Raw genomic sequence first — 16,419 nt, forward strand, 5'->3', positions numbered from 1 at the left:
GGGGGGTGCGGTCCACCGGGTCGCCCCGGCCGACCGCACCCCCGTGCCACGGTGGGCGGCTGTCAGGCCTTCGGCGCGAGGCTGAAGTCGATGATCTGGTCGGGGGTGATGTTCTGCTTGAGCGCGCCGGCGCCCTGCAGGATCGCGATGCTCTTGGCGACCCGGCCGCTGTCCAGGGTGCCGAGCTGGGTGCCGGAGTTGCTGGAGCGCACGTAGCCGGCCATGAGCTGGAGCTCGGCGGCGGCCGCGGCCGGGTTGGCGGCGTCGACGTTCTTCTTCAGCAGCTCACCCGCCTCCTGCGGGTTGGTCAGCGCGTACTCCAGGCCCTTCATCAGGGCCCCGGTGAACCGCTTGACCATCTCCGGCTTCTCCTTGGCGATCTTGGAGGAGGTGATCAGCACGTTGCCGTAGAGGTCCTGCATCACGTTGCTGTAGGGCAGCATGACGGCCTTCTGCTTGGTCACCGTCTCGATGGTCGGCTGGCCGACGACGAACTGGCCGATGCCGTCCACCGTGCCGGAGCCGAGCATGCCCATCAGGGCCTGCGCCTGACCGTTGACCCACTGCACCTTGCTCGCGTCCACGCCGGCCATCCGGGCGTACGTCGGGAAGAGGTTGCGGACGACGGAGCCCTCGGTGTCGGCGAGCTTCTTGCCCTCCAGGTCCTTCGGCGACGCGATGCCCTTGCCCTCGACCGTGGCGATGGCGGCCATGGTGCGCTGCTGGATCGCGGCCACCGCGACGAAGTCCTTGGCCTGGCCGCTACCGAGCTGGAGCAGACCGCCGGTGAGGTCGATCGGGCCGAACTGGGCCTGGCCGCCGACGACCTGCTGGATCACGGCACCTGTGCCCTGACCGGGCTTGATGTCGACGTCGAACCCGGCCTCCTTGAAGAAGCCCTTCTCCTTAGCGACCCAGGCGTAGGAGTCACGGCCGAAGTTGCCGAACGAGGTGAGGTAGGTCACCTTCTCCAACGCCGCGCCGTTGCCGCCCTTGGCGTCGGCGCCGGAGTCCGAGTCGCCGCTGCACCCGGAGACCAGGGCGAGGGCGGTGGCCAGCGCAGCGGCAGCGACCGTACGGGTCAGCCTTCTCATCAGTGCACCATGTCCTTTCCGACCGGAGCGGCACGCCGCCGCCGGAGGGGGTTGTCTGGCGGGCCGGCCGAGGGGTTGGGCCGGCACCAACCGTCGTGAGGGGACTCTTAGCTGGCACAGCGTACGAGAAACCGGCCCCGACAATGCCCGGCGTATGGGTTTCGTTACGGAAAAATCCTCGCTTCCACCCCGGACGTCGTGTCGTCCACACCAGGCGGTTACCCTGGGCCGCGATCGCTGATCGCCCACTCAGGAGGTCGCCGGAGATGATCAAGCTTTCCGGAGTGTCCCGCACCTTCGACGGCCGCAGCGGCCGGGTCGAGGCGCTGCGCGGCATCGACCTCGACGTGGCGGCGGGCGAGTTCGTCGCCGTCCTCGGCCGCTCCGGTTGCGGCAAGTCCACGATGCTGCGTCTGATCGCCGGCCTGCTCCCGGTCAGCGAGGGCAGCATCACCGTGGCCGGTACGCCGATCACCAAGCCCCGCCCGGACATCGCGATGCTCTTCCAGCGGCCGGCCCTGCTCCCCTGGCGCACCGTCCTGGACAACGTCCTGCTCCCGGTCGAGATGTTCGGCTGGAAGCGCGCCAAGCACCGCGACCGGGCCCGGCAACTGCTGGAACTCGCCGGGCTGGGCGGCTTCGAGAAGCGGCTGCCGCACGAACTCTCCGGCGGCATGCAGCAGCGCGTCTCGCTGTGCCGGTCGCTGATCGGCGAGCCTCGGGTGATGCTGATGGACGAGCCGTTCTCCGCGCTCGACGCGCTCACCCGCGAGGAGCTCTCCGGCGAGTTGCAGCGCGTACACATGACGTCCGGGGCCACCGTCGTCTTCGTCACCCACTCGATCGACGAGGCGGTACTGCTGGCCGACCGGGTGGTCGTACTCAGCCCCCGCCCCGGCCGGATCCGCAAGGTGGTCGACGTGAACATCCCGCGACCGCGCACCCTCGGCCGCAACGCGCACCTGGCGGACGTCGCCCGGGTCAGCGCCGACCTGCACGAACTCCTCATGGAGCGGGATCTGCCGGTGACAGCGGGCGCGGAAACACGATGAGCATGCGGGTCACCGTCTTCACCGAGCCGCACCGGGGCGCCAGCTACGACGACCAGCTCCGCTTCGCCCGGCTGGCCGAGGACGGCGGCTTCGAGGGCTTCCTCCGCGCCGACCACTACCAGGCGATGGGTGACGAGCCCGCGCCCCCCGGCCCGACCGACGCCTGGCTGACGCTGGCCGCGCTGGCCCGTGAGACCAGCCGGATCCGGCTCGGCACCCTGGTCACCTCCGCCACCTTCCGGCTGCCCGGCCCGCTGGCCGTGATGGTGGCCCAGGTGGACCAGATGAGCGGCGGCCGGGTCGACCTCGGCATCGGCGCCGGCTGGTACGAACGCGAGCACACCTCCTACGGCATCCCGTTCCCCGGCGTCGGCGAGCGCTTCGACCGGCTGACCGAGCAGTTGGAGATCGTCACCGGGTTGTGGCGGACGCCGCCGGGCGAGACGTACAGCTTCACCGGCGACCACTACCGGCTGGTGGACGCGCCCGCCCTGCCGAAGCCCGTGCAGGTGCCCGGCCCACCGGTCATCGTGGGCGGACGCGGCCCGAAGCGCACCCCCGACCTCGCCGCCCGGTACGCCGACGAGTTCAACATGCCGTTCAAGACGGTCGCGGAGACGGCCGCCGCGTACGAGCGGGTGCGGGAGGCCTGCGACCGGGCCGGCCGGGCCGAGTCGGGACGCGCCCCGCTCACCCTCTCCGCCGGCATCGTGGTGGCGATCGGCCGCTCCGACGCCGAGGCGCAGCGCCGCGCCGCCCCGCTGCACGTCACGAGCGCGCTGCCGCCGGAGGACGCGGTGGTCGGCTCGCCCGCGCAGCTCGTCGACCGGATCGGCGAGTTCGCCGCCGTCGGCGCCACCCGGGTGCACCTGCGCCTGATCGACTTCGCCGACCTCGACCACCTGGAGCTCATCGCCGCCGAGGTGCTCCCCCGACTGGACGGAACCCGATGACCGACGCACACCTCGAACTCGGCCCGGTGGGCCAGGAGATCGTGTACGAGAACGACCGCGTCCGCGTCTGGCACATCCGGCTGGAGCCGGGCGAACGGCAGCCGCTGCACCGGCACGACCACCCGTACCTCGTGGTGGCGATCCAGGGCGCGAAGAACGTCGTACAGACGATCGACGGCACCCTCATCGACGCCGACGAGCCGACCGGCGGGGTGGTCTACCGGGACCCGGGCGCCGTGCACATGCTGACCAACGTGGGCGACACGACGTACCTGGCCCGGCTTGTCGAACTGAAGTAACCGCCGGCCGGCGGGTCGCGTCCCGCTCGCGGCGCGCCGGTGGCGGCCTGGTCAACAGGTGCGTAACGTGCCGGACATGGCCTTTCGGACCTGGGGCAGACTGCTGCTCACCGCGCTCGGGGTGAGCCTGCTGGCCGGGGCCGGGCAGCTCGGCATCGCCTTCGGCTTCGGCATCGTCCGGCTCTCCGGCACCTTCACCGGCGCCACCGTCGACCAGTGGCCGGCCCAGCTCGTCTGGGCGGGCTGGTTCGCGGCGAACGCCGCCGTGGTGGGCGCGGTGCTCACCGAGCGCCTGGCCCGCCGGGACGGCGGGATGGCCGGCACCGGGCGCCTGCTCGCCGTCGCCGGCGCCGCCGCGCTGGGCGCCACCGTCGTCGCGCCGCTCTGCATGCAGCCGGCCCGGACGGCCGAACTCGTCTCGATGGACCCGGTCTGGGCCGTCGGCATCTGCGCGGTCCTCGGTGCGCTGGTGGGCGCGGGCGCCGCCGTCGCCGTCCTGCTCCAGCCGCCGGTGGGATGGAACGTGGCGGCGATCGCGGGCGCGCTCTGGCTGCTGGCCGTGGTCTCGGTGGCGCCGTCGCTGGTCTCGACCGGTCCGCTGGACACCGTACGACTGGGGGTGCTGGAGCCGGCGTCCCTCGACGCCGGCGCGGTGCAGGGGCTGGCCCTGGTGGTCCTGCCGCTGGTGGCGCTGCTGGCCGGCGCGGCGACCGGCGGGCTGGCCCGGTGGCGGGGCCACCCGCCGCTGGTCAGCGGCGCGACGGGAGTGGCGGGACCGGCGCTGGTCGCGTTCGCCTACCTGACCGCCGGTCCGGGCGACACCGCCGACCGCTACCAACTCACGCCGTACTACGCGGCGCTGCTCGCGGTGGCCGTCGGCGCGCTCGGGTCGGCCGCAGCCGCGCTGCTGCGCTGGCCGCTCGTCACGCGCACCGCCCCCACCGGGGCCATCGAGCCGACCGACATCCTCCGGCCGCTGCCCACCGGTCCGGCCCTGCCGCACACCCCGGCGCCCACCAACACCGACGAGCCGGAGACGGTCGACCTGGCCGGCGCCACCCTGGTCGTCGCCGACCGGGCCGGCGGCGGTACGGGCTCCGGCACGGTCACCGCCGCCACCGGCGACGGCGCGGCGCCCCGGGCCGTGCCCCCGCACTGGGACTGGCCCGCCGACGGAGGGACTGTCCCGGCTCCCGCCGCCGACGTCCGGGCGGGCGCGGTTCCCGCGTGGACGGCCGAGCCGCCGGCCTCGGCTCCCGGCAACGTACCCACAGTCGACCGACCGCGCGAACCGGAGCCCACCCGCACCCAGGACAGCGCCGACGAGCGCGCCCCGGGCACCCACGTCGCACCGGTCGCGCCGCTGGCATCGACCGTCCCAGCGACCCCGACCGTCCCGGCCGCACCGGTCGCCGACGAGGCGCCGCCGGCCGGGAAGACGACGCCCGACGCGCAGCCCGAAGGGGAGGTGACGCCCGCCGAGCGGTCGACCGGAGGAGCGACGACTGCGGCACAGCCGGTCGGGGCGGCGGCGCCCGCAGGACAGCCGGTCGGGGCAGCGACGCCCGCAGGACAGCCGGCCGGAGCAGCGACGCCCGCAGGACAGTCGGCCGGAGCAGCGACGCCCGCAGGACAGTCGGCCGAGGGATCAACACAGCCGGCCGAGGGACCCACACCCGCAGGGCAGCCGGCAGAGGCGGTCGCCGACCAGCGGGTCGTCCCGAACGCGCCCAAGCCCCGCCGCACCCGTAAGCCCCGCTCGACGCGGCAGCCCGCCGCCCCGGTGGCGCCGGAGGGTGCGGGCCCGGCACCCGTCGCCACGGGCGCCCCCGAGACCGGGGCCACCGCGCCCGGCGCGGCGATGTCGTCGCCATCCCTGGACCCCTCCGCCACGGCCGACACCACGCCCAGCACGACCGCACCCGGCACCACGACCGGGTCCGAGTCCGGCAGCACGACTGGTCCCGAATTCGGTGCCGCGGCCGACGCCGCGGCCGGCAGCACTGCCGCCACGGGTTCCGGCGTACCGGTGCCGCACGACAGCGGCCCTCGCGCGGTGCCGCTCTTCGCGGCGGACGGCGAGGCGGCTCCCGGCCGGGCCGTCGAGCCGGACGCCGGCACCGCGCCCCCGCCCGCCCCGGCCTGGCCCGTCTCGCCCCGGCCCCAGGCCGACGGCACCGCCGAGGCGGCACAGCCGGCCACAGAACCTGCCCCCGACCCGACGCCCCGGCCCCGCCACCGGGCCCCGATGCCCGACCTGGCCCGGGCCGCGAACTGGGAGGCGCTCGCCACCGCACGCCGGGGAGGTCCCGTCCCGGCGCCCGTCGACGCCGCGCCGGAGAACGGCATCCCCACCGCCCGGGCGGAGGCGCCGACGCCCGGCTCCGCGTCGCCCGCCGAGGCCGAGCAGCCCACCGGGCGGGGCCGGGGCCGGCTGGGCCTGTTCCGCCGCAACCGGCCCCGGGCCGAGGACGCCCCGGCCGACCGGGGGCCCGAGCCGCTGGCGGCGCAGGACGAGGAGTACGTGGACTGGGTCACCGGCCTCAGCAAGCCGGTCCCGGACAACGAACCCGAGCAGGAGAGCGGCCGGCGGTCGTTGCGCTCCACCGGTCGCCATCACCGTGACTGACCGACCGGGCGACGCCCGCCCCGCCCGGGGTGACCGGAGCCGGGGCGACGCCCGCCCTCTTCTCTCGAACGTCGGCGGGGACGGGCGTCGTCGTCGGACGCCCGGTCGCGCCGCTCAGGCGAGCGGCAGGTAGACCCGGCCGCCGGAGGAGAGGAACTCCTCCGACTTGTCCTGCATGCCGCGCGCCGCGTACTCCTTGAGCTCCTGGGTGATCTTCATGGAGCAGAACTTCGGGCCGCACATCGAGCAGAAGTGGGCGGTCTTCGCCGGCTCCGCCGGCAGGGTCGCGTCGTGGTACGAGCGCGCGGTCTCCGGGTCCAGCGACAGGTTGAACTGGTCCTCCCAGCGGAACTCGAACCGCGCCATGGAGAGCGCGTCGTCCCACGCCTGCGCGCCCGGGTGCCCCTTGGCCAGGTCGGCCGCGTGCGCCGCGATCTTGTACGCGATCACGCCGGCCTTCACGTCGTCGCGGTCCGGCAGCCCCAGGTGCTCCTTCGGCGTCACGTAGCAGAGCATCGCGGTGCCGAACATGCCGATCATCGCCGCGCCGATCGCCGACGTGATGTGGTCGTACGCGGGGGCGATGTCGGTGGTCAGCGGGCCGAGGGTGTAGAACGGCGCCTCGTGGCACCACTCCTGCTGGAGATCCACGTTCTCCTTGATCTTGTGCATCGGCACGTGACCGGGGCCCTCGATCATCACCTGCACGTCGTGCTCCCAGGCGACCTTCGTCAGCTCGCCCAGGGTGCGCAGCTCCGCGAACTGCGCCTCGTCGTTGGCGTCCGCGATCGAGCCGGGGCGCAGCCCGTCGCCGAGCGAGAACGTCACGTCGTAGCGGGCAAGGATCTCGCACAGCTCGGCGAAGTTCGTGTAGAGGAAGTTCTCCTCGTGGTGCGCCAGGCACCAGGCCGCCATGATCGACCCGCCCCGCGACACGATCCCGGTCACCCGGTCCACCGCCAGCGGCACGTACGGCAGCAGCACCCCGGCGTGCACCGTCATGTAGTCGACGCCCTGCTCGGCCTGCTCGATCACGGTCTCCCGGAACACCTCCCAGCTCAGCCTGACCGGGTCGCCGCCGACCTTCTCCAGCGCCTGGTAGATCGGCACGGTCCCGATGGGCACCGGCGAGTTCCGCACGATCGCCTCACGGGTCTCGTGGATCCGCTTACCCGTCGACAGGTCCATCACGGTGTCCGCGCCCCACCGGGTGGCCCAGGTCAGCTTCTCCACCTCCTCGGCGACGGAGGAGGAGACCGCCGAGGTGCCGATGTTGGCGTTCACCTTCACCAGGAACGCCTTGCCGATGATGGCCGGCTCGCACTCGGGGTGGTTGACGTTGAGCGGCAGCACGGCCCGTCCGGCGGCGATCTCGTCCCGGACGAACTCCGGCGCCATCCCCTCCCGCACCGCCACGAACTCCATCTCCGGCGTCACCACACCCGCCCGGGCGTACGCGAGCTGGGTGGGGCGGCGGCCGTCCGCGCCGGCGAGCGGGGTGCCCGCGCCCCGCACCGGTGCGACGTCGCCGCGCTCGGCGATCCATGCCGCACGCAGCGGCGGCAGCCCGACCTCCGGGTCGGAGCCGGGGCCGGAGGTGTCGTAGAGCCGCAGCGGCGGGTTGTCGCCGGTCAGTTCCACCTCGGCGAACGGCACCCGCACGTCCGGCCGGGACCCCTCCACGTAAACCTTGCGACGTGCCTGCATGACAGCCTCCCTGGTGATCAAGCGGACCAGCCGAAGTGGTCCAGCGGGCCGCGTCCCGCGCCCAGCTCCCAGTGCCGCGCGCCGGTCAGCGCGCGGAGGACGTACTCCTTGGCGGCGGCGACCGCCGTCGGCACCTCGTCGCCGCGCGCCAGCCGGACCGCGACCGCCGCCGAGAACGAGCACCCGGTGCCGTGGTTGTGCCGGGTGTCGACCCGCGGCGCGCGCAGCAGGGTGGTGACGCCGCCGCCGTGCAGCACGTCGACCGCCTCACCGTCGGCGTCCACGTCGCCGCCGGTCACCACCACGTGCGCCGGCCCGCCGGCCGCCAGCGCCTCGGCGGCGGCCACCATCTCCTCGACCGTGGTCACCGGGCGTCCGGTGATGGCCGCGGCCTCCGCGCAGTTCGGCGTCGCCACCCGCGCGTACGGCAACAGCCGCTCCACGGCGGCGACCACGCCCAGCCGGTGCCCGCTGGTGGCGACGAGCACCGGGTCGACGACGAGGTGCGGCAGCCGGCCCTGTCTGGCGGCGTCCGCCACCGCGTCGGCGACCGCCGGGGTGCCGAGCACCCCCGTCTTGACGGCGCGGACGGTGAAGTCGGCGAGCACGCTGTCCAGCTGCTCGGTGACGGTGCGCGGCGGCAGCGGCAGCACGGCGTCGACGCCCCTCGTGTTCTGCGCGGTGACCGCGGTGAGCACGCTGGTGCCGTACGCGCCGAGGGCCGCGAAGACCTTCAGGTCGGCCTGGATGCCGGCACCGCCGCCGGAGTCGGAGCCGGCGATGGTGAGCACGGTCGTCGGGGTCATCGTTCCTCTTCCGTGATGGCGTACGGGATCTCGCGCCGGGCCTGCGGGGTGGTCGCGGTTGAGGGCTGCGGCCGACCGTGCCCACTCCGGGCGGTCAGGCTTGATCCCTCCGTGGGCACGGTCGGCCGCAGCCCCGTCCCGGAGACCTCCGTGCGGTCCCGCCGGCTGCGCGTCGTCCCACCAAAATCCGAGCTGCCATGTCCGGTCCGGCTCGCCGCGTTGGCGGCTGCCGTGAGGGTGGCTGCTGCTGTCTCGGGGTCGTCGGCTCGCATGATCGCGCCGAGCACCGCCACGCCGACGGCTCCCGCCTCGACGCAGGCGGCCACCTGGTCCGGGCTCTGCACTCCGCCGAGCGCCAGGACCGGCACGGGGCTGGCCGCGATCAGCGTGCTGAGTCCGTCCGGGCGCAGGGGTGGGCCGTAGCCGGGCTTGGTGCTGGTCGGGTAGACGGGCGAGAGGGTCGCGTAGTCCTCGGTGGTCAGTCGCGCCAGCTCCGCCAGGTCGTGGCAGGAGCGGCCCACCAGGCCGAGGCGCGGCGGTGGGTACGGCCCTGCCGACGGCAGGTGCACCGTGTCGCCGTCGAGCGGGTCGGGACCGGCGACGATCAGGATGCCGCCCGCCTCGGCGAGGATCGCGCGCAGCTCGGTGGCGAGGGCGACGCGCTCGGCCCGCGGGAGGTCCTTCTCCCGCAGCACCACCCACCGCACTCCCCCGGCCACCGCACCGGCAACGACCTCGGCCAACGGCCGCCGAGCCTGCCGCCGGTCGGTCAGCAGCAGGACGCCGGCCGGCCCGCCCGAGATCTTGGTAGGAAACGGCCCCTCCAGGGGCTCTTCCCCACCAAGATCCAAAGTCGGCGCCGGCGCGGCGGCCGGGGGCGAAGCGGAACCGGGGCCGGGGGCGGGGCGGGTCACAGGTCCGGCCGTCCCTCGTCCGGGGTGGAGGCGAGCGCGTGGAAGCGGCGGGCGATCCGGCCCGCCCCGTACGCGAGCCGCCCCGCCTCGACCGCGTACCGCATCGCGGTGGCCATCGCCACGGGGTCGGCGGCGCGGGTGACGGCGCTGGCGAGCAGCACCGCGTCGCAGCCCAGCTCCATGGCCAGCGCGGCGTCCGAGGCGGTGCCGATGCCGGCGTCCAGGATCACCGGCACGTCGACGCCCTGCCTGATCAGCCGGATGTGGTGCGGGTTCGACACGCCCAGGCCGGAGCCGATCGGGGCGCCCGCCGGCATCACCGCCGCGCAGCCGACGTCGGCCAGCCGCCGGGCCAGGATCGGGTCGTCCGACGTGTACGGCAGCACCACGAACCCGTCGTCGACGAGTTCCTCGGCGGCGCGCAGCAGCTCCACCCCGTCGGGCAGCAGCGTGCGCTCGTCGCCGATCACCTCCAGCTTCACCCAGTCCGTGCCGAACGCCTCCCGGGCCAGGTGCGCCACCTTGACCGCCTCGCCCGCCGTGTAGCAGCCGGCGGTGTTCGGCAGCAGCCGTACGCCGCACCGGTCCAGCAGATCCAGCAGCCCGCCGGCGGTGCCGGGGGCGGTGTCGACGCGGCGCAGGGCCAGGGTGACCAGTTCGGTGCCGGAGGCACGGATGGCGTCCTCCAGCACGCGCAGGTTGGCCGCGCCGCCGGTGCCGAGGATCAGCCGGGACGTGAAGCTCACGCCGCCCAGGTCGAAGCTCACCGCGTCACCCGCCCTGCGCGGCACTGAGCACCTCGACGCGGTCGCCGTCGCGCAGCACGGTCACCGGCCAGCCCGTACGCGGCACCACCTCCCCGTTGACCGCGACGGCGAGGCCGCGCTGCTGATCGGTGACCGCGCGGACCAGGTCCGCCACGGTCGAGCCGCCGGGCAGGCTGCGCCCGGCCCCGTTCACCGTCAGTTCCACGTGTGCTCCTCCTCGGATACGGACAAGTCGTGACCGAACCGGGCCGGGGTGAAGGGGGCGAGCAGCGGGCTCGCCGCACCCGTGGCGACCAGCTCGGCGATCAGGTCGGCGGTGACCGGGGTGAGCACGATGCCGTGCCGGTGGTGCCCGGTGGCGGCGAGCACGCCGGGCCGGCCGGGCAGCGGGCCGAGGATCGGGGCGTTGTCGGGGGTGCCGGGGCGCAGGCCGGCGAGCGTCTCCACCAGGTCGTACTCGGCCAGCTCGGGCAGCAGGTCGACGGCGGCGCGGAGCAGGCGCAGCACCGCCCCGGCGGACACGTCGGTGTCGGAGCGCTCCTCGACGGTCGCGCCCACCACCACCTCCCCGTCGGCGCGGGGCACGAGGTAGACGTGCTCGCCGTCGGCGTACCCCCGGATGACGTGCCGGAAGCCCGGCGCGCCGCCGCCGGGCGCGCGGAGCCGGACCACCTGCCCCTTCACCGGCCGCACGGGCAGCCCCGTCAGGGCCTCCGCGCCGCAGCCGGCCGCGACCACGGTGACCGCGGCGTCCACGTCGGACAGGGAGCGCACGGCGGCGGGCACCAGCGTGGCGCCGGCCCGCTCGGCGGCCGTGCGCAGCGCGGGCACGAGCCGGCGCGGGTCGACCTGGTGGTCGGTGGCGGCGAACGCGCCGCCGCGCACCCGGGGCGCCAGCGCCGGCTCGCGGTCCCGCAGCGCTGTGGGGCGCAGCGGCGTCACCGGCAGTCCGATCCCCTGCTGGTACGCCCACAGCCGGCGCGCCTCGGCCAGGTCGTCGGCGGTCAGCCCGACCATCAGGGTGCCCTCGGTCCGGTAGCCGACGTCCACGCTGGTGGCGGCGGTCAGCTCGGCGGCGAAGGCCGGCCAGCGGGCGGCGGAGGCGGTCAGCAGCCCGGTCAGCTCGTGCTCGCCGAAGTACGCCTCCGCGACCGGGGCGAGCATCCCGGCGGCGACGTGGGACGCGCCGGAGCCCGGGGCGGGATCGTGCACGACGACCCGCAGTCCGCGCTGCGCGCAGCGCCAGGCGATCGCCAGCCCGACCGGTCCCGCCCCCACCACGGCGACGTCCGGTCGGTTCAGCACCCCAGCGCTCCCAGCAGCTCCGCCGTCGCCCGACCCGGATCCGCCGCCCCGGAGAGCGCCCCCACCACCGCCACCCCGTACGCGCCGGCGGCCAGCAGCGCGGGCACCTTCGCGGCGGTCACGCCGCCGATCGCGACGACGGGCACGTCCACGGCGTCGGCGACGGCGCGTACCCCCGCCGGGCCGATCGGCGCCGGCAGCCCCGCCTTGGTGCCGGTGGCGTGGCAGGGGCCCACGCCCAGGTAGCTGGCCCCGGCGGCGACCGCCTCGGCGGCCGTCCCCGGCTCGCGGGCGGTGGCGCCGAGCACGGCGGTCGCGCCGAGCACCCGGCGGGCCGCCCCGACCGGCAGGTCGTCCGCGCCGACGTGCCCACCGGCGGCGCCCACCGCCAGCGCCACGTGCAGCCGGTCGTTCACCAGGCAGGTGACGTCGTACGGGGCGCAGAGCGCGACCACCCGGCGGGTCAGGTCGTACGCCTCCCGGTCGGTGGCGTCGTCCTCCACGCGGACCTGCACGACCAGTTCCGCGCGGGCCACCGCGAGGGCGGCCCGCAGCACGGTGAGCGGCTCCCGCCCGGGTCGGGTGTCGGTGATGAGATGCAGTCGCCCGAGGGACGGCACGGCAACACTCCTCCCTGCGCCGGCATTACCCGGATCAGGTTCGACGGTCGGGGGCTGACAGCCCCCCTCTCAGCCCGGTCCACCGGGCTCCCGTGGGTCACTTGCGGGTGTCACCGTACGACGGATCGCCGGATCCGCCAAGGTCGGGACGCGGATTTCACATCGACCGCCCGAAGCCGAGGGACGGGGCGGCGCGTGACCGTCCCGTCACGCGATGCTGTCCGGATGCCCTCCGCCGCCCGGGTACCACCCCGCCTGGCCTTCCTGCCGTTCCGGGCCAGCGCCGCCATCGCCGACGGCCTCCTGACCTGGACGATGCTGCGCGGGCCGTCCTGGCAGCGCCTCCTGCCCGACGTCCACGTGCACCGTGACGGCTACCGCGCCGACGACCACCGGATGTGGTGCGACGCGGTCGCGCTGTCGCTGCCGTACGGCGGGGCGATCGCCGGCCGCAGCGCCGCGTACCTGTGGGGCGTCGACCTGCTGCGCCGGGATGCGCCCGTCACCGTGCTGCTGCCACGCGCCGTGCGGATGCGCGCCCACTCCCGTCTTCGGGTGCACCGGTCGGTGGTGCCGGGTTCCGATCGCACCCGCCTCGGCGGGCTGCCCGTCACCACTCCCCTGCGCACCGCCTTCGACCTGGGCCGCCAGGCCCCCCGGGACGAGGCCCTGGTCGCCGTCGATGCGCTGCTGCACCGCCGGGTGGTGAAGCTTGCCGCACTACGCGCGTACGCCGACGCGCGGCCAGGCTGGCCCGGCCTGCCCCTGCTGCGGGAGATCCTGGCGCTGGCGGAGCCGCTGGCCGAGTCCCCCATGGAGACCCGCCTACGGCTGCTCCTACTCGACGCGGGACTGCCGCCCGCGATCGCCCAGCACGACGTGCGCGACGCCGACGGGCGCTTCGTCGGCCGGGTGGACCTGGCGTGGCCGACCCTGCGCGTCGCGGTCGAGTACGACGGCGACCACCACCGCGAGCGCGCCCACTTCCGCCAGGACGTCGCCCGGCTGAACGCCCTGCGCGCGGCCGGCTGGATCGTCCTCCGTTTCACCGCCGACGACGTGCTCCGACACCCCACCCGCACCGCCGCCCTGGTGAGCCAGGCCCTCCGCGAGCGCCACCCCACCGCCTGACCCCCCACCGCCAAGCCACCGGCAACCGGCCGCCCGGTAACAGGCCAGCCCGGTAGCCGGTAAGTGGCCGGTGGCCGGTGGCCGGTGGCCGGTGGCCGGCGGTGGCCCGGTGGTGGAGAGGCCCGGCGGCCGGCCGGTGGAACACCATGGGTGCCTTCACCGCCCCTTGACACCCATGACGTTCCACCGACGGGTGCGGTAGAGGTCTGCCCCCGCCCCGGGCACCGCCACCAGGCACCGGGCACCGGCACCGGCACCGGGCACCGGGCACCGGTGGAACGTCACGGGTGTCTCCGAGGCCAGGTGACACCTGTGACGTTCCACTCAGCCACCCACAGAACCCACAGCCAACGGTGGGGCGGGTGACGAGTGGCGCACCGCCCCGGTGCCGCGGTGCCCGGGCGGGTGGGGCTCAGAAGGTTGCGCGCAGGGCTTCGAGGTCCTCGTCGGTGGGCTGCCAGGTGCCCGCCGCCGCGTTGGCGCGTACCTGCTCGGGCGTGGTGGCGCCGGCGATCACCGAGGTCACCGCCGGCTGGGCGGCCAGTCCGCCGATCGCCACCTGGAGCATCGACAGCCCCCGTTCGGCGGCGTACGCCTCGATCGCCTCGATGGTGTCCCAGTCGGCGGCGGCGAGCCGCTCGGCGTACCGGCCGCCACCGGCGAGGCGGCTGCCGGCCGGCGGGTTCTCGTTGCGCTTGTACTTGCCGGTGAGCAGCCCGTTGGCGAGCGGGAAGAACGGCAGCAGCCCGAGGCCGAAGCGCTCGCACGCCGGCACCACCTCGGCCTCGACGCCGCGCTCCAGCAGGCTGTAGTGGTTCTGTGCGCTGATGAACCGGGACCGGCCGTTCGACGAGGCCACCCAGTCGGCGTCGGCGATCTGCCAGCCGGCGAAGTTGGAGTTGCCCAGGTAGCGGACCTTGCCGGCGCGGACGAGGTCGTCGAGCGCGGCGAGCGTCTCGTCGATCGGGGTGCCCGGGTCCGGCTCGTGCATCTGGTACAGGTCGATGTGGTCGGTGCCGAGCCGACGCAGCGACGCCTCCACCGCCCGGGCGATGTAGCGGCGGGCGCCCCGGGCGCCGAAGTCGGGGCCGTTCATGCCGTTCATGTCCATGCCGAACTTGGTGGCCACCACCACGTCGTCGCGCCGGCCCTTGAGCGCCTGGCCCAGCAGTTCCTCGGAGCCGCCCTGCGGCTCTCCGTAGATGTCGGCGGTGTCGAAGAAGTTGATCCCGGCGTCGAGCGCGGCGTCGACCACCGCCCGGGTGCCGTCGAGGTCGAGCTTGCGGCCGAAGTTGTTGCAGCCGACGCCGACCACGGACACCACGAGCCCGGAGTCACCCAACCGGCGGTAGGTCATCTCAGTCACGAGATCCACCCTATGCCCGCCGCCCGGACCACGCCGCCGACAGCGCGGAGGCGGTCGCCCGGGACGGCGGGGATCACGCCACGTCCCAGACCGGCTCCGGTGTCTCCACCACCTCGTTGTCGCCCCGGAAGAGCACGAACCGGTCGAAGGTGCGGGTGAACCAGCGGTCGTGGGTCACCGCCACCACGGTCCCCTCGAACGCGGCCAGCCCGGCCTCCAGCGCCTCCGCCGAGGCCAGGTCGAGGTTGTCGGTGGGCTCGTCGAGCAGCAGCAGCGTCGCGCCGGACAGCTCCAGCAGCAGCACCAGGAAGCGCGCCTGCTGACCACCGGAGAGCGTGCCGAAGCGCTGGTCGCCCTGCCCCGCCAGCTCGTACCGGCTCAGCGCCGCCATCGCGGCGTGCCGGTCCATGCCGGTCCGGTGCTCGTCGCCCCGCCAGAGGATCTCGACGAGGGTCTTCGCCATCAGTTCCGGCCGGTCGTGGGTCTGCGAGAAGTGCCCGGGACGCACCCGCGCGCCGAGCCGGGCCACCCCGTCGTGCACCACCGGCGCGAGCGCGGCGGCGCCGTCGACCGGCCCGTTGGCCGGGTCGGGGTCCGTGCCGCCCCGGGCGAGCAACCGCAGGAAGTGCGACTTGCCCGTGCCGTTGGCGCCGAGCACCGCGACCCGGTCGCCGTACCAGATCTCCAGGTCGAACGGGAAGGTCAGGCCGTCGAGCTCCAGCTGCTCGCAGATCACCGCGCGCTTGCCGGTCCGCCCGCCGGTGAGCTGCATCCGGATGTCCTGGTCCTTCGGCGGTACGGGTGGCGGCCCGGCCTCCTCGAACTTGCGCAGCCGGGTCTGCGCGGCCTGGTAGCGCGACGCCAACCCGTCGTTGTACGCGGCCTTCTGCTTGTACATCAGCATCAGCTCGCGCAGCTTCTGGTGCTCCTCGTCCCACCGCCTGCGCAGCTCGTCGAGACGGGCGTGGCGGGCCAGCCGGGCGGAGTGCCAGCTCGCGAAGCCACCCGGGTGCACCCAGGCGCTGCCGCCCTCCACGGCGACCACCCGGTCGGCGGTCTGGGCGAGCAGTTCCCGGTCGTGCGAGACGTAGAGCACCGACTTGGTCGACTCCCGCAGCCGCCCCTCCAGCCACCGTTTGCCGGGCACGTCGAGGAAGTTGTCCGGCTCGTCGAGGAGCAGCACCTCGTCGGGGCCGCGCAGCAGCAGTTCGAGGGCGAAGCGCTTCTGCTGACCGCCGGAGAGGGTCCGGACGGGCCGTTCCCGGGCGCTCTCCCATGGCAGGCCGAGCACGATGGTGGCGACCGTGTCGAAGAGCACCTCGGCGTCGTACCCGCCGACCTCGCCCCAGGCCGCGAGCGCGTCCGCGTACGCCAGCTGGGCCTTGCCGGCGGCGGTGCTGTACTTGCCGCGGACCTCGGCGGCGCGCATGGCCCCCTCGGTCTCGACCAGCCGGCGGCCGGCGTCGCGCAGCGCGGGCGGGGCCAGCGACAGGGCCAGGTCGGCCAGCGTCGACTCGTCGCCGATCATCCCGATGAACTGGCGCATCACGCCCAGCCCGCCGGCGCGCGCGATCGCGCCGGTCTTCACCGGCAGGTCGCCGGCGACCATCCGCAGCAACGTCGTCTTGCCCGCGCCGTTCGGCCCGACCAGGGCCACCTTGGCGCCCTCCCCGACCCGGAACGACACGTCGGAGAAGAGCTCCCGGCCGTCGGGAAGGATGTGCCCGACCGCTGCCACGTCCACGTATCCCACGCCGGCATCCTGCCCGAGCACGG

General features: G+C 74.8%; 14 protein-coding genes, 1 pseudogene and 1 riboswitch. Of the genes and pseudogenes, 5 read left to right on the top strand and 10 right to left on the bottom strand.

Features of this window, described 5'->3' with window-relative positions; all coding sequences use genetic code 11:
• Positions 1–62 precede the first annotated feature (62 nt).
• Positions 63–1,094 carry an ABC transporter substrate-binding protein gene (locus ACN27A_RS17645; RefSeq protein WP_421454787.1) on the bottom strand — a complete coding sequence of 344 codons (1,032 nt, stop codon included), beginning with the start codon at positions 1,092–1,094 and terminating at the stop codon, positions 63–65.
• A 266-nt stretch (positions 1,095–1,360) separates the two neighbouring features.
• Between ACN27A_RS17645 and ACN27A_RS17650 the strand changes: the two genes are divergently transcribed.
• The 4 genes from ACN27A_RS17650 (at position 1,361) to ACN27A_RS17665 (ending at position 6,027) form a co-directional block, all read left to right on the top strand.
• On the top strand, positions 1,361–2,146 hold the full coding sequence (locus ACN27A_RS17650; protein WP_421454790.1) for an ABC transporter ATP-binding protein: 786 nt from the start codon (positions 1,361–1,363) through the stop codon (positions 2,144–2,146).
• Positions 2,147–2,148: 2 nt separating this feature from the next.
• Positions 2,149–3,099: an LLM class F420-dependent oxidoreductase gene (locus tag ACN27A_RS17655; RefSeq protein ID WP_421458511.1), complete on the top strand. Its 951-nt coding sequence runs from the start codon at positions 2,149–2,151 to the stop codon at positions 3,097–3,099.
• Positions 3,096–3,398: a cupin gene (locus ACN27A_RS17660; protein WP_088998381.1), complete on the top strand. Its 303-nt coding sequence runs from the start codon at positions 3,096–3,098 to the stop codon at positions 3,396–3,398. The genes ACN27A_RS17655 and ACN27A_RS17660 overlap by 4 nt, the downstream gene beginning before the upstream one ends.
• A gap of 76 nt (positions 3,399–3,474) precedes the next feature.
• Positions 3,475–6,027 (top strand): hypothetical protein, encoded by a 2,553-nt coding sequence (locus ACN27A_RS17665; protein ID WP_421454793.1) that lies wholly within the window; start codon positions 3,475–3,477, stop codon positions 6,025–6,027.
• Between the two features lie 114 nt (positions 6,028–6,141).
• Here ACN27A_RS17665 and thiC read toward each other — a convergent pair whose 3' ends face one another.
• From thiC to thiE, 7 genes and pseudogenes are all read right to left on the bottom strand, one after another.
• Positions 6,142–7,734 (bottom strand): phosphomethylpyrimidine synthase ThiC, encoded by a 1,593-nt coding sequence (thiC, locus tag ACN27A_RS17670; protein WP_421454796.1) that lies wholly within the window; start codon positions 7,732–7,734, stop codon positions 6,142–6,144.
• Between the two features lie 17 nt (positions 7,735–7,751).
• Complete coding sequence (gene thiD / locus ACN27A_RS17675) at positions 7,752–8,540, bottom strand: bifunctional hydroxymethylpyrimidine kinase/phosphomethylpyrimidine kinase (protein ID WP_421454799.1); 789 nt, start codon at positions 8,538–8,540, stop codon at positions 7,752–7,754.
• 137 nt (positions 8,541–8,677) lie between these two features.
• Positions 8,678–9,343 (bottom strand): annotated as a pseudogene (locus ACN27A_RS17680) (thiamine phosphate synthase); the annotation flags it as partial.
• Positions 9,344–9,450: 107 nt separating this feature from the next.
• Complete coding sequence (locus ACN27A_RS17685) at positions 9,451–10,221, bottom strand: thiazole synthase (protein WP_088998377.1); 771 nt, start codon at positions 10,219–10,221, stop codon at positions 9,451–9,453.
• Between the two features lie 4 nt (positions 10,222–10,225).
• Positions 10,226–10,426 (bottom strand): sulfur carrier protein ThiS, encoded by a 201-nt coding sequence (thiS, locus tag ACN27A_RS17690; protein WP_421454802.1) that lies wholly within the window; start codon positions 10,424–10,426, stop codon positions 10,226–10,228.
• Positions 10,417–11,526 carry a glycine oxidase ThiO gene (thiO, locus tag ACN27A_RS17695; protein ID WP_421454805.1) on the bottom strand — a complete coding sequence of 370 codons (1,110 nt, stop codon included), beginning with the start codon at positions 11,524–11,526 and terminating at the stop codon, positions 10,417–10,419. The genes thiS and thiO overlap by 10 nt, the downstream gene beginning before the upstream one ends.
• Entirely contained in the window at positions 11,520–12,146 is a 627-nt protein-coding gene (gene thiE, locus ACN27A_RS17700; protein WP_421454808.1) for a thiamine phosphate synthase, read from the bottom strand. The genes thiO and thiE overlap by 7 nt, the downstream gene beginning before the upstream one ends.
• Positions 12,141–12,249: riboswitch (TPP riboswitch) on the bottom strand. Its footprint overlaps the gene before it by 6 nt.
• 122 nt (positions 12,250–12,371) lie before the next feature.
• Here thiE and ACN27A_RS17705 point away from each other — a divergent pair.
• The gene (locus ACN27A_RS17705; RefSeq protein WP_421454810.1) at positions 12,372–13,277 is read left to right on the top strand and encodes an endonuclease domain-containing protein; all 906 of its coding nucleotides are present in this window, start codon (positions 12,372–12,374) and stop codon (positions 13,275–13,277) included.
• A gap of 412 nt (positions 13,278–13,689) precedes the next feature.
• Here ACN27A_RS17705 and ACN27A_RS17710 read toward each other — a convergent pair whose 3' ends face one another.
• Positions 13,690–14,652, bottom strand: a complete 963-nt coding sequence (locus tag ACN27A_RS17710; protein ID WP_421454813.1) for an aldo/keto reductase — start codon at positions 14,650–14,652, stop codon at positions 13,690–13,692.
• A gap of 64 nt (positions 14,653–14,716) precedes the next feature.
• Entirely contained in the window at positions 14,717–16,396 is a 1,680-nt protein-coding gene (locus tag ACN27A_RS17715) for an ABC-F family ATP-binding cassette domain-containing protein (protein ID WP_421454817.1), read from the bottom strand.
• Between the last annotated feature and the right edge of the window lie 23 nt (positions 16,397–16,419).

Source organism: Micromonospora sp. WMMD737, assembly GCF_049179055.1.
GTDB lineage: Bacteria > Actinomycetota > Actinomycetes > Mycobacteriales > Micromonosporaceae > Micromonospora > Micromonospora reichwaldensis.